Origin of the sequence: Pseudomonas asplenii (assembly GCF_001293465.1) — a bacterium.
In the GTDB taxonomy this organism is placed as follows: Bacteria; Pseudomonadota; Gammaproteobacteria; order Pseudomonadales; family Pseudomonadaceae; genus Aquipseudomonas; species Aquipseudomonas fuscovaginae_B.
This window is the reverse complement of record NZ_JSYZ01000013.1, coordinates 1-15,179: the sequence shown is the minus strand read 5'-3', so window position 1 is coordinate 15,179 and position 15,179 is coordinate 1. Positions and strand designations below refer to the sequence as shown.

The 15,179-nt window shown below is 67.6% G+C and carries 2 protein-coding genes; both read right to left on the bottom strand.

Annotated features, from left to right (window positions below; genetic code table 11):
• A partial coding sequence (locus PF66_RS17215) for a non-ribosomal peptide synthetase (protein WP_054063364.1) occupies positions 1 to 9,871 on the bottom strand: 9,871 nt, incomplete at its 3' end.
• Between the two features lie 4 nt (positions 9,872 to 9,875).
• Positions 9,876 to 15,179: non-ribosomal peptide synthetase (locus PF66_RS17210; protein WP_152973047.1), on the bottom strand; the 5,304-nt coding region annotated here is incomplete at its 5' end.

Sequence of the window (15,179 nt, the reverse complement as noted above, 5' to 3'; positions counted from 1 at the left end):
AGAAGTTGAACACCGAGCGGTGCTCGACCATCACGCCCTTGGATTGGCCGGTGGAGCCGGAGGTGTAGATCACATAGGCCAGGTGCTGCGGGGTCAGGCCGGCAACCACCGGGTTGGCGTCGAAGGCCTCATCCTGTACGGCCTGCAGCGATTCGGCGGTGTCCAGCAGCAACAGCGGCAGGTCGCCGGCCGGCAGCGATAGCGCGGCCTGGGTCAGCACTGCCCGTGGCTGGCTGTCCTGGAGCATGAAGGCCATGCGCTCGGCCGGGTGGGCCGGGTCGATGGGGAGATAGGCGGCCCCGGCCTTGAGCACGCCGAGCAGGCCGACGATCATGTCGAGGCTGCGTTCGGCGCAGATGGCCACGCGCTCGTCCGGCCGGACCCCGAGTTGCAGCAGTTGCCGGGCCAGATGGTTGGCGCGGCGGTTGAGCTGGCGATAGCTCAACTGGCGGTCTTCGCAGAGCAGGGCTACGGCGTCGGGGTTGGCGCGGACCTGGGCTTCGAACAGGGTATGGATCGGCTGGGCCGGTCCGAAGTCGGTGGCGGTGTCGTTGAAGCCGTGGAGCAACTGTTGCCGTTCGGCTTCGGGCACGACCTTCAGGTCGGCGGCCGGGCGTGCGGGGTCCTGTTCAAGGGCATCGACCAGTTCGGCAACGGCCTGGCCCAGGTAGGCCGCGATGCAGTGCGGGTCGATGCCGCTGATCGATTGTGCGGTGAGGGAGAACACCTCGCCGACGTTGGCCACGGCAATCTCGATCGGATAGTTGGTACGGGTTTCCGAGGCGAGGAAGTGGATGCCGTCATGGTCCGCCATGTCCTCGACGTCCTCCCCGGAGGCGTTGACCAGATCGCCGTGGCGGCAGTTGAGGATCACCGTGAACAACGGCAGCGCGGCATCCACCGCACTGCACCGCTGGGCCAGGGCCAGCGGCGCCTGTTCGTGGGTCAGCAGTTCGCTGAGCTGCTGGTAGGCATCCTGGACGATATCGCGCACGCTGGTGTGTTGCAGGCGAATGCGCATCGGCAGGGTGTTGATGAACATCCCCAATGCCTGGTCGGCGCCGGTGGTGCCCTGGGAACGGCCCGACAGCACCGTGCCGAAGATCCCGTCGTCGCGTCCGCTGGTGGCCGCGACCACCAGGCCCCAGGCCGCATGGAACAGTACCGAGGTCGGTACGCCCTGGGCCCGTGCGCTGCGGTGCACGCGCTGGCTGAGGTCTTCGCTCAGGTGCTGCACCGAACGCTGGATCCCGGCACCGTTGCCATGCACATCCAGCACGCCGTAGGGCGCAGTGGTGGCGTCGACATCCGCCAGCAGGCGGCGGAAGTAGGCTTCATGCTCGGCCTGGGAGATGCTGGCGGCCTGGGCGATGAAATTGCGGTACGGCTGGGACGGTGGCAGTTGGTCGGCCTGCCCGGCCAGGACCGCCTGGATCTCGCGCATGATCAGGCGCAAGGTCACGTTGTCGCTGACCAGGTGATGGTCGAGCAACGCCAGCAGCCACTGTTCGCGCGGGGCATCGTAGGTGACGTACGCGGCGATCAGCGGCGCCTGTTGCAGATCCAGGCGCAAATGGTGGGTGTCGGTTCGTTCACGCAGCATCTGCAAGGCGTCCACGCCGGGCGCGCAGTCGAGTGTGACCACCGGCAGCCGGGCGCGACGATGGACCACCTGCACCGGTTGCGGCAGGCCTTGCCAGCGCAGGGCGGTACGCAGGATGTCATGGCGGTCGATCACCACCTGCACCGCGCCGAGGAAGTCATCGAGCAGGGTGCGGCTGGTGAAGGTCACCACGGTGCGCATCAGGTAGGCATCGCCTTCGGACTGCAACAGGTGGTGGAACAGGATGCCTTCCTGCAAGGACGACAGCGGGTAGATGTCCTGCACGTTGGCCGCGCCACCGGGCACATCGGCGACGATCTGCTCGATCTCCTGCTGGCTCAGGGTCACCAGCGGCAGCATGTCCGGCGTCAGGGCCGTGCAATCGGCCGGGATCAGGTTGGCCGGCACCTGCCGTTCGGCATTGTCGCCACCGGCCAGCACGGTGGCCATGGCTTGCAGGGTCGGTGCCGAGAACACCGTGCGCACGTCCAGTTGCAGGCCGGCCTGGCGCAGGCGCTCGATCAGGCTGATGACCAGGAAGGAGTGACCGCCGAGTTCGAAGAAATGATCCTGGCGCCCCACACGCTCGATACCGAGCAGTTCCTGCCAGGCCTGGGCCAGGGTGAGTTCGATCTCGCCCAGCGGCGCCTCGTAGTCGCGGCTCACCGCGGCATCGCGGTCCGGTGCCGGCAGCGCCGCACGGTCCAGCTTGCCATTGGTGGTCAGCGGCCAGGCGGCGAGGGTCACGAAGGCACTCGGCAGCATGTGTTCGGCCAGGACGCTGGCCAGCTGGCTGCGCAGGGCCGAGGCATCGAGGCTGCTGCCGTCCTCGGCGATCAGGTAGGCCACCAGGCGTTTGTCGCCGGGTTGGTCCTCGCGCACGATCACCATGGCTTCGCGCACACCGGTGCAGGCCTGCAGTTGCGCTTCGATTTCACCCAGTTCGATACGGAAACCACGGATCTTGATCTGCGAGTCGTTGCGACCGACGTAGACCACGCCACCATCGGCGCGGTAGCGGGCGACGTCACCGGTGCGGTAGAGGCGCGCACCAGGGAGGTCGGAGTAGGGGTCGGCGATGAACCGTTCGGCGTTCAACGCGTCGCGGTTCAGGTAATGCCGGGCGACCCCGGCACCCCCGATGTAGATCTCGCCATTGACGCCCACCGGTACCGGCTGCTGGTAGTCGTCGAGAATGCGCAGGCACAGGTCCGGCAGTGCCGGGCCGATCAGGCTGGGCGCGGCGGCGTCGATCTCGGCCTGGCTGACCGGGTAGTAGGTGGCGTGCACGGTGATCTCGGTGATCCCGTACATGTTCACCAGGCGGGTACGCGACAGCGGGGTGGTCGCCGTCCACGGCCGCAGGCTGCGGAAGTCCAGGGCCTCGCCACCGAAGATCACTTCCCGCAGCGCATGCTCCTGCGCGCTGCGGCCGCGGGCTTCGATGAACTGGCGGAAGGCGCTCGGCGTCTGGTTCAGCACCGTGACCTGCTGCTGGCAGACCAGCGCGTAGAAGTCGTCCGGCGAACGGGCGACGTCACTCGGCACGATCACCAGCTTGCCGCCGTAACTCAGGGCGCCCCAGATTTCCCAGACCGAGAAGTCGAAGGCGAAGGAGTGGAACAGCGTCCAGGTGTCGTTGTGATCGAAGTCGAACAGCTCGGCGGTGGCGTCGAACAGGCGGGCGACGTTGCCGTGTTCCACCAGCACCCCCTTGGGCAGGCCGGTGGAACCCGAGGTGTAGATGACATACGCCAGGTGCCGTGGTGTCAGGCCCAGTTCGTCGGCCTGCGGGTTGCGGTCCAGGCTGCTGTCACTGGCGGCGTCCGCGCGGTTGAGCTCATCTAGTGTCAACACCGGTACGGCATGCGGCGGCAGGGCGTCGAGGCAGTCGGCCTGGGCCAGCAGCGCCACTGGCGCGCTGTCGTCCAGCAGGTAGCCGAGGCGTTCGGCCGGGTAGGCCGGGTCCAGCGGCACATAGGCCGCGCCGGCCTTGAGTACCGCCAGCACCGCGCAGAGCAGGTCGACACCGCGCAACGACAGGACTGCCACCCGGTCATCGGGGCGCACACCCTGGGCGAGCAGGGCACGGGCGATGCCGTTGGCGCGGCGGTTGAGCGCCTGGTAGCTCAGTGTCTGTTCGCCGAAGACCAGGGCGGTGCGTTGTGGGTGCGCTTGCGCCTGGGCTTCGAAACGCTGGTGAATCAACTGCTCGACCGGGAACACCGCCTTGGGCGGCCGCAGGGCCGGCGAGGCCTGGCGTTGCGCCGGGGTCAGCAAGGGCAGGCCGAGCACCGGCTGCTCGACATCCGCCACCAGCGCCTCGAGCAGAGTCTGGAAGTGCTGGGCGAAGCGTTCGACAGTGCCGCGGTCGAACAGGTCGCTGGCATATTCGATCACCCCGCTCAGGTTGCCGCCTTCGCTGCCCAGGGTCAGCATCAGGTCGAATTGTGCGGTTTCATGGGCCTGGGCCACGGGGATCACGTTCAGCCCGGGCAGGCTTTGCTCGGCGCCGACCGGCGTGTTGTCCAGCGACAGGGCGACCTGGCACAGCGGGTTGTGGCTCAGCGAGCGCGGTGGCTGCAACGCCTCGATCACCTGCTCGAACGGAATGTCCTGATGCTCCTGGGCCGCCAGGAGGGTCTGACGGACCTGTGCCAGCAACTGCCCGACGCTCGGGTTCTGCCCCAGGTCCACGCGCAGGGCCAGGGTATTGACGAAGAAACCGATCAGGTTTTCGGTTTCGGTGCGGCCGCGGTTGGCCGTCGGCACACCGATCACCACGTCGCGTTCATTGCCCAGGCGGGCCATCAGCACCGACCAGGCACTGAGCAGCGCCATGAACAGGGTGACGTTGTTGGCCTGGCAGAAGCGTTCCAGGCGCTGGTACAGCGCCGGAGCGATCTGTACCGGCACGTCGCCGCCGCGGTAGCTCTGCACCGCCGGACGTGGCCGATCGGTGGGCAGCGACAGCAGCGCCGGCGCTCCGCCGAGGTGGCCGCGCCAGAACTCGGCCTGTTCGGCCAGGTACTCGCCGGTGAAGGTGCGACGCTGCCAGGCGGCATAGTCGGCATACTGGATCGACAGCTCCGGCAGCGGGTCCGGTTGGCCCTGGCTGAAGGCCCGGTAAAGCTCGGTGAATTCCTTGACCAGTACGCCCACCGACCAGCCATCGGAGATGATGTGGTGCTGGGTGATGAGCAGGATGTGCTCGTCATCGGCCAGGCGCAACAGGCGTCCGCGAATCAGCGGGCCGCGTTGCAGGTCGAAGGGCTCCGTCGCTTCATTGTTGCCGATGCGCGAGGCACTGAGGCTGGCCTGCTCGTAGGACAGCGCGCGCAGGTCCTGTTCGGCCAGGCTGAAACCGCAATCGGCCGGGGCGATGATCTGCACCGGCTGCTCGCCCTGGCGCTGGAAGGTGGTGCGCAGGCTTTCGTGGCGCGCCACCAGGCGGTCGAGCGCGGCTTTCAGCGCGCTGCGGTCGAGATCGCCACGCAACAGCAGCGACATCGGCATATGGTAGGCACTGCTGGCACCGGGATCGAGCTGGTCGAGGAACCACAGGCGCTGCTGGGCGAACGACAGCGCCAGTGGCACGCCGCGCTCGACGACGGTGATGCTGTCGCTGGCGGCCGTTTGCAGGCCACTGACCACGCGCGCCAGCTCCGCCACCGTCGGATGGCTGAACAGCTGGCGCAGCATCATCTCGCCGCCCAGTTGCTGGCGTACGCGGGACACCAGTTGCGCGGCCAGCAGGGAGTGGCCGCCGAGTTCGAAGAAACTGTCGTGGCGACCGACGCGCTCCAGCCCCAGCAGTTCCTGGAATATCTGCGCCAGGGCCTGTTCGGTGGCACCTTCGGGCGCGGTGTAGCCGCGCTCGGACATGGCGTCCAGATCCGGCGCCGGCAGCGCGTCCTGGTCCAGCTTGCCGTTGCCGGTGAGCGGGTAGGCGGCCACACTGACGAAGGCCGTGGGAATCATGTAGTCGGGCAGGGTGGCGCCCAGTTGCTTGCGCAGCGCTGCCACGTCCAGGCGGTTCGAGGATTGCGGGATCAGGTAGGCGATCAGGCGCTTGCCCTGGGCCGCATCGTCGCGGGCCAGCACCCGCGCCTCACGCACGCCGTCGCAGGCCAGCAGTTTGGCCTCGATTTCCCCCAGTTCGATACGGAAGCCGCGAATCTTCACCTGGGCGTCCATCCGGCCCAGGTGAATGATTTCGCCGTTGTCCAGCAGCTTGCCGAGGTCACCGGAGCGGTACAGGCGTTCGCCGGGGCGCATTGGGTCGGCGATGAACCGTTCGGCGGTCAGCGCCTCGCGGTTCAGGTAGCCGCGGCCGACCCCCAGCCCGCCCACGCAGATTTCCCCGGCCACGCCGATCGGCAGCAGCCGTTGCTGGGCGTCGAGGATGTAGGCCACGGTGGTCGGGATCGGCCGCCCGACATTGGAAATGCCGGCGGCGATGTCCGCCGCGCCGATCGCCTTGTAGGTTACGTGCACGCAGGTTTCGGTGATGCCGTACATGTTCACCAGCGCCACCTGGGGGAAGGCACGATGGAAGGCATCGAGCTTGCCCAGTTCCAGGCTTTCACCGCCGAAAATCACATAGCGCAGGCGTTCCAGGCGTACATCGTGGCCGGCCAGTGCGGCCGCGCTCAGTTGCAGGAAGGCCGACGGCGTCTGGTTGAGCACACTCACCTGTTCGCGTTCGAGGAACGCCAGCAGTTCCCCCGGATCGCGACGCAGGGCCTCGGGCACCAGGGTCAGGCGGCCGCCGAAAAGCAGGGCACCGTACATTTCCCAGACCGAAAAGTCGAAGGCGTTGGAATGGAACAGCGACCAGACATCCTCGGCACTGAAATCGAAGGCCGAGCGATTGTTGTGCAGCAGGCGTACCACGTTGCGGTGTTCGAGCAACGCGCCCTTGGGTTCGCCGGTGGAGCCCGAGGTATAGATCACATAGCACAGATGGTCCGGGGCGTTGAGGTTGGGCAGGTTGGCCAGATCCCGGGGACTGCCCCCGGTGTCCGCGTGGGCGTCACTGGAGAAGACTTCGATCCCGAGCGCCAGCAGCGCCGGGCTGGTTTCCCGGCCGGCGACGGCCTTGCGTGCGCCGCTGTCGCGCAATACGTAGGCGATACGCTCGGCCGGCGAAGCGGGATCGATCGGTACGTAGGCGGCGCCGGCCTTGAGCACCGCCAGGGTAGCAACGATCATGGCCAGCGAGCGTTCGAGGACGATGGCCACCAGTTCCTGCGGCTGGACGCCGGCATCGCGCAGGCTGTGCGCCAGGCGGTTGGCCTGTTCGTTGAGCTGGCGATAGCTCAGGCGTTCCTCGCCCAGGTTGACGGCGATACGGTCCGGTGTCTGGCGGGCCTGCTCCTCGAAGATCTGGTGCAGGGTCAGGGTGTCGGGCCAGGCGGCCTCGGTGTCATTGAAATAGAGAATCTGCCGCTGGCGCTCGACCGCGTCCAGCAGGGCGACATCATCGACCCGCAACTGCGGGGTGTCGACGAGCGCCTGCAACAGGCGCACGTAGTGCCGCATCAGTTGGTGGATGAACTCGGGGTCGAAGAAGTCGGCGTTGTAGGCCAGGTGCCCGCGCCATTGCTGTTCGCCGGCATCGATCAACAGGTGCAGGTCGTTCTTGCCATAACCCAGGTTGGTTTCCAGGGTATTGACCTCGAGCCCGGCCACCAGGGTGCGCTGGTTACTGGCCTGCTGGAAGTCGAACAGCACGTCGAACAGTGCGGTGCGGCTCATGTCCTTGGCCGGATTGAGCGCCAGCACCAGTTGGTCGAACTGCATGTGCCGATGCCGCCGGGCGTCGGAAAGGGTGCCGGCGGTCTGCTCCAGCAGCGCCAGCAGGGTGGTGTCGCTGTCGCAGTGGCTGCGGATCACCACCAGGTTGTCCAGCGGCCCCACCACGTCCTGCAGGGCCGGTTCGCGGCATGCCGCGCTGGTGCCGACGACCAGTTCGTCGTGCCCGGCATAACGCCGCAGCAGGGCGGTGAAGGCACTCAGGGCCAGGCTGTCGGTACCGACGCCGACCTCGCGGGCCAGGTCGCCGAGGCGCTTGACCAGCGCCGCCTCGATGACGAACTCATGAGTGGCTTCGGTGAAGACATGGACCGCCGCCCGTGGGCGGTTGAGTGGCAGTTCCAGGGCCTGCAGCTTGCCACGCAGCTGGTAGGACCAGTAGGCACGCAGGTTTTCCAGCACGGCGGCGGGCAACTGGCGTTGCCAGGCGGCGAAGTCGGCGTAGCTCAGGGCCAGCGGCGGCAGCAGGGCCTCGCGCCCGGCGCAGGCGGCTTCATAGAGCGCCAGCAGGTCGCGCTTGAGCAACTGCAGGGAGGTGCGGTCGGCCAGCAGGTGATGCACGGCCAGGGCCAGCACGGCGTCGTTCCCGTCGGCGCGCACCAGGCTGGCACGCACCAGGCTGCCGCCGTTCATTTGCAGTGGGCGGCGGGTCTGCGCCAGCGCCAGGGCACTCAGCTCGCCCGGGGCCGCCTGGAACTGTTCCAGCGTCAGGCTGGCCGCTGCGTCGAAGCTCTGCCAGGCGGTGGCACCGTCGGAATGCACCCGGCAACGCAGGATGGCGTGACGGGCCAGCAGCCCGTCGAGGGCCGCTTGCAGGGCCGCGACATTCAACTCGCCGGACAGCTCCAGCAATAGGGCGACGTTGTGGTAGACCGGGTTGGCTTCATACAGGTAACCGGTTTCGAAGGTATCGACGAACCAGACGCGCTCCTGGTGATAGGACAGCGGCGTGCGCTGCGCGACCGGCGCCTGCCGGGTGACTTCGGGCAGGTTCGGGGCCGGGTCCAGTTCCAGGGCGCCGATGCGGGTCTGCGGGGCTTCGGTGAAGCAACGCAGCAGGCGCTCGAAGCGCGCCGCCAGGCGTTCGATGGTGCCGGCGTCGAACAGCGCGGTGGAGTACGACAGGCTGCAGGACAGGCTCGGACCGCCTTCATCGATGTGCAGCGACAGGTCGTGCTGGGTGTTGTCCTTGTGCGACGGCAGGAACTGCAGGTTCAGCCCCGGCAACTGCAACTGCCCGCCGGCACCGCCGGCATTGGTGTAGAGCATGGTCTGGAACACCGGGCTGTAGCTGGCGCTGCGCGGTGGCTTGAGGGCTTCGACGATCTGCTCGAACGGCGTGTCCTGGCGGCTGGCGGACTCCAGCATCAGTTCCCTGACCTGTTGCAGCACCTGATCGAGGGTCGGGTTGGCGTCCAGGCGCACGCGCAGGGCCAGGGTGTTGACGAAGAAGCCGATCAGCGCCTGCACCTCCGGGCGGTCGCGGTTGGCGGTCACGGTGCCGATCACCACGTCCTGCTGGCCACTGATTCGGCCCAGCAGGACCGCCCAGGCGGCCATCAGGGTCATGAACGGCGTTGCGGCGCGGGACTGGGCGAACTTGCCGATGGCCTCGGACAGCGCCACCGGCAGGTCGAAGCCCAGGGTCTCGCCCTTGTAGCTCTGCACGGCCGGGCGCGGCCGGTCGGTGGGCAGGGTCAGCAGGGCCGGGGCACCGGCCAGTTGGCTGCGCCAGTACTCGACATGCCGGTTCAGGCGTTCGCCCTCCAGCTGCTGGCGTTGCCAGGCCGCATAGTCGGCATATTGCAGGGTCAGGGCGGGCAGCGGGTCGGGCTGACCGGTACTGAAGGCCTGGTACAGCGCGGCGAATTCCTTGACCAGCACGCCGATGGACCAGCCATCGGAGATAATGTGGTGCTGGGTGATCAGCAGGCGATGTTCATCCTCGGCCAGGCGCAGCAGGCTGCCGCGGATCAGCGGGCCGTGGAGCAGGTCGAAGGGCGCCGCCGCTTCCTGCTCGCTCAGTTGCACGGCCTGTTGTTCGGCCTGGTCCCGGGGCAGGTGGCGCAGGTCGTGCTCCACCAGGTTGAAGCCGCAGTCTGCCGCGGCAATGACCTGCACCGGCTGCTCGCCCTCGCGGCGGAAGGTGGTGCGCAGGCTTTCATGGCGGGCAACCAGGCGATCGAGGGCGGCCTTGAGGGCGTTGCGGTCCAGCGGGCCCTGCAGCACCAGTGCGGCCGGCATGTGATAGGCGGCACTGGCCGTCGGGTCCAGCTGGTCGAGGAACCAGAGGCGTTGCTGGGCGAACGACAAGGCCAGCGGGCCGTTGCGGTCCACCGCAGGCATGGCGTCAGGGACGGTATCGATGACCCGTGTCGCACCGCGTTGCTTGAGCAGACGAAGCAGTGCGGCACGTTTCAACTGGTCGAGACTATCGTTATGTGAATTCAATTTATCAAGCATCCTTGGAGACGATAGCGAGCAGTTCGCTTTCAGACAGCGAAGCCATTTCTTGTTGCAGGTCCAGCAGTTCGTCGGACTCGTACTGAGCCAGTTGCAAGGTGGTGACCAGGTCGGCCAACGCCTGCAGCGACGGGTGTTCGAACAGGCCGCGCAGGGGCACTTCGACGCCGAAGGTCTCGCGGGCCCGCAAGGTCAGTTGCACCGCCAGCAGCGAGTGACCGCCGAGTTCGAAGAAGTCGTCGTGGCGACCGATCCGCTCCAGGCCCAGCAGCTCGGCCCAGATCGCGGCCAGCAGCTCCTCGGTCTCACCGTTGGGCGCTTCGTATTCGCGGTGGGCGAAATCCTCGGCTCCCGGGGCGGGCAGGGCCTGGCGGTCGAGCTTGCCGTTGGGGCTCAACGGCAGCTGTTCGAGCACCACGAAGGCCGACGGCACCATGTAGTCCGGCAACTGCGAGCTGAGGTACGGCCTCAGTGTCTGACTGGCGTTGCCGGCGGACAGGTGCGGTTCGACGCTGAGGTAGGCCACCAGGCGCCGGGCTCCCGGCACGTCCTCGCGGGCGATCACCGCAGCCTCGCGCACACCCGGCAGGGTCAGCATCAGCGCTTCGATCTCCCCCGGTTCGATACGGAAGCCGCGGATCTTCACCTGCTGGTCGTTGCGCCCGAGGAACTCGAGCACCCCGTCGGCCCGCAGGCGCACCAGATCGCCGGTGCGATACATCCGGGCGTCGTCGCCGGCCGCGAACGGGTCGGCGAGGAAGTGCTCGGCGTTCAACTGCGGCCGGTTCAGATAGCCGCGAGCCACCCCGTCGCCGCCAATGTAGAGTTCGCCCGAGACGCCCAGCGGAACCGGCTGGCCCTGTGGGTCGAGCAGGTACAGGCGGGTGTTGGGGATCGGCCGGCCGACAGGCACCGTGCCCTGATCGTCCGGCGTGCAGCGATGCACCGTGGCCCAGACCGTGGCCTCGGTCGGCCCGTATTCGTTGTACAAGGTGATGGCCGGCTCGAATTCGGCACACTCGCGCACCAGCAACGGTGGGCAGGTTTCGCCGGCGACGATCATCTCCCGCAGGGTGCGGCGGCCCCTGGTGGCCGCCAGGCTGCCCAGCACCAGGCGACCCAGGGACGGGACGCAGAGCAGGGTGGTGACCGCCTGCGCATCGATGAACCGGGCAATGGCCTCGGGGTCGCGGGCCGTGTCGGCATCCGGGATGCACAAGGTGCCGCCGCTGAGCAGGGTGCCGAAGATCCCCGCCACGGAGCTGTCGAAGGCGATCGACGACAGCAGCAGGAAGCGCCGTTCGCTGTCCGAGGCGTACACCGCACAGCGGGCCAGGGTCGAGGCCACCAGGCTGCGGTGCTCGATCGTCACGCCCTTGGGCTTGCCGGTGGAGCCCGAGGTGTAGATCACGTAGGCCAGGTGCGCCGAGGTCAGCTCGGAGGCGGCGAACGTCAGGTTCGCCGCCTCCGCGGGCGGCACCGGTGCCGTGGTGTCCGCCTGTTCGATGGCCAGGCAGCGGGTTTCGCCAACCGGCTCGCCGAGCGCCGCACGTCCGAGCGGATCGGCCAGCAACAGGCGTGGCTGGGCGTCCCCGACGATGGCGGCCAGGCGTTCGGCCGGGTAGGTCGGGTCCAGTGGTACATAGGCGGCACCGGCCTTGAGGATGCCGAGCAGGCCGATGATCATCGCCGTACCGCGCTCGACGCAGATCGCCACCAGGTCACCCGGCCGCGTACCAGCCTCGACCAGGCGCCGGGCCAGGCGGTTGGCGCGGGCGTTGAGCGTGGCGTAGTCGAGCTGCCCATGGGCATCGGTCAGGGCGATGGCGGTCGGCGTCCTGCCCACCTGCTCTTCGAACAGCTGTTGGATGCAGACGTCCTTCGGATAGTCCAGATGATTCTGGTTGAAGGTGTCCAGCAGCAGGGTACGTTCGGCGGGCGGCAGCACATCCAGTTCCGTGAGCGCGATCTTCGGCGTGTACATCAGCGCCTGGGTCAGTTGCTCCAATGCCCGTTGCATCAGTGCGCACAGGCGCTGTGGGTCCACCGGCCGCACGCCTTGCACCTGCAGGCCCAGGGCATCGCCGTAATCGTTGACCGACAGGGTCAGCGGGTAGTTGGTCCGTTCGGCACTGCCAAGCAGGCGCATGCCCGGCCACTGCAACTGGCTGTCGTCGCTCTGGTGCCGGTAGTTGAGCAGGCTGGTGAACAGCGGCAAGGCTGTCGCCACACCGCTGCAACGCTGGGCCAGGGCCAGGGAGGCCTGCTCGTGGATCAGCAGTTCGCCAAGGTCGCGGTGGGTGGCCAGCAGCAGTTCATGAGCACCCTGGCTGGCCAGTTGCACGCGAACCGGCAGGGTGTTGATGAACACCCCCAGGGCCCGTTCGGCACCGACCGAACCTTGCAGGCGGCCGGCGACCACGGTGCCGAACACCACGTCATCGCGTCCGGTGCAGCGCGCCAGGACCTGGGCCCAGGCCACATGGAACAGCACCGCCGGGGTCATCCCGCGCTCACGGGCCTGGGCGCGGATCCGCCGGGTCAGGTCGTCGCCCAGTTGCAGTTCGGCCTCTTCGATGTGGTTGCCATCGCCCTGTACTTCCAGCAGGTCGAACGGTGCGGTCGGTGCATCGACATCCGCCAGGCGACGGCTGAAGTAGGCTTCATGGACCTCGGCCGGGGTGGCCTGGGTCTGGGCGATGAAGTCACGATACGGCTGCGGGGCCGGCAACTGGTCGCCCTGGCCATGGAGGATCGCATGGATTTCCTCCAGGACGATTTCCAGGGTCACGTGGTCGCTGGCCATGTGGTGGTTGAGCAGGGCCAGCAGCCAGCGCTCGGAGTGCGGGTCGCGGGCGATGCAGGCGCGCATCAGCGGCCCCTGGCGCAGGTCCAGGCGCAGCTGCCGCGGGTCGTTGAGGGTACGCAACTGCTCCAGCGGGTCGCGGTCGCTGTCGAGGGTGACGCTGTGCACCGGCAGGTGCGCCTGGCGTTGCACCACCTGCACTGGCTGCGGCAGGCCGTCCCAATGCACCGCCGTGCGCAGGATGTCATGGCGGTCGATGACCGTTTGCAGGGCCGCGATGAATGCATCGAGGCGCTGGCGGTCGTCGAATTCGATCATCGAGCGCACCAGGTAGGCATCGCCTTCGTGGCCCAGCAGGTGGTGGAAGAGAATCCCTTCCTGCAGCGGCGCCAGCGGGTAGATGTCCTGGATATTGGCGGCCCCGCCGGGGACGGCGCTGACGATCCGCTCCAGTTGCGTGGCATTCAGGTTCACCAGCGGCAGCATGTCCGGGGTCAGCTCGGTACAGCCGGCCGGGATACGGTTGGCCGGGGCCTGGAAGCGGATTGCCGGCTCATGGCTGATGGCAAGGGCCATCTCCCGCAGATTGGGAGAAGTGAATACGCTGCGTACGCTGGCATTCATGCCCTGTTGGCGCAAACGCTCGATCAGGCTGACCGCCAGCAGCGAATGACCGCCCAGCTCGAAGAAACCGTCGTGCCGTCCGACCCGCTCCACGCCGAGCAATTGCTGCCAGATCTGCGCGATGGCGTGTTCGACCGGCCCCTGGGGCGCCTCGTAGGTACGGCTGGCGAACGCCTCCTGGCCCGGTTCCGGCAGGGCGCGGCGGTCGAGCTTGCCGTTGGGGGTCAATGGCAACCGGTCCAGCACCACGAAGGCGCTGGGCACCATATGGCCGGGCAGGCGCTGCAGCAGATCGGCACGCAGTTGCTCGGCGGACGCCGGTTCGCCGCACAGGTAGGCGACCAGGCGCTTGTTATCGGGGGCGCTTTGGTGCGCGCGGGCAATCACCGCCGCCTCGCGAACACCCGGCAGCGCGGCGATCGCGGCCTCGATTTCGCCCAGCTCGACGCGCAGGCCACGAATTTTCACCTGGTCATCGTTGCGACCCAGGTATTCCAGCGTGCCATCGGGCAGCCAGCGACCGATATCACCGGTCTTGTACAGCCGGGCCTCGGCCCGATCGGCGAACGGATCGGCGATAAAGCGTTCGGCGCTCAGTTCCGGCCGGTTCAGGTAGCCACGGGCGACGCCGACGCCACCGATATGGATTTCGCCGCGTACGCCCACTGGCAACAACTGGCCGTGGCTGTCCAGCACATGCAGTTGCATATTGCGGATCGGCTTGCCGATGGGCATCGAACGGTCCCGGTAGGTCGCCAGGTCGGTGTCCGCCCGGTGCCAGGCCACCACGTCGCTGCACTCGGTCGGGCCGTAGCTGTTGATCACGGCCGGTCGCGGCTGAGGGAGTTTTTCCAGCATGGCGATCTGAATCGGCTCGCCCCCCAGTACCACCCGCTTCAGACAGGCCAGGGCCTGGTGGCTGTCGGCGTCCACCAGCGCATGGAATGCGCTCGGCGACATGTTCAGATGCGTCACACCGGCTTCGGCGATCTGCGTGACGATGGCCTCGGGGTTGAACGGCTCTTCGGCCAGGTGCAACACCGCACCGACCATCAGTGGCGCGAGAATGTTCTTCTGGGTCAGGTCGAAGTTATAGGAGGAGGCCAGCAGCACCGCGTCCCCGGCGTGGAACTCGAGGTCGTCGAGGTACCAGTCCAGCAGGTTGCGCAGGCCGCGATGCTCGACCATCACGCCTTTGGGCAGGCCGGTGGAGCCCGAGGTGTAGATGACATAGGCCAGGTGGTTGAAGCCCAGCGCCGGCACCTCGGGGTTGTGCTGTGCAGCCTGTTGCAGCGATGGGTCGTCCAGTTCCAGCGTGGCCAGGCCTTCGGGGACCGGCAACTGCAGCCCGTGCTGAATCACCAGGGCTTGTGGCGCACTGTCGGCCAGCATATGGGCCAGGCGTTGCGCCGGGTATTGCGGATCCAGCGGTACGTAGGCGGCGCCGGCCTTGAGGATGCCCAGCAGGCCGATCACCATCTCCGGGCTGCGGCGGGCGCAGAGGCCAACGGTATGGTCGGGACGTACCCCCAGGGCGATCAGGCGATGGGCGATGCGGTTGGCCCGGGCATTCAGTTCGGCATAACCCAGGGACTGTCCGGCGCAGACCACTGCCACGGCGTTCGGGGTGCGCGCGGCCTGTTCTTCGAAGACCCGGTGGGGCAGGCGTTGCGGCGATTCGTCCAGTGCCGAGAGCGGTGTATTGAACGATGACAGCAACTGCAGGCGCTGTTGTGCGTCGAGCAGCGGCAGGGTTGCCAGCGGTTGCGTGACATCGCCGAGCAGGGCGTCGAGCAGGTGCAGCAGGTGGCGGCTCCAGCGTTCGATGGTGCTGGCGTCGAACAGATCGGTGGCGTACTCGAACTG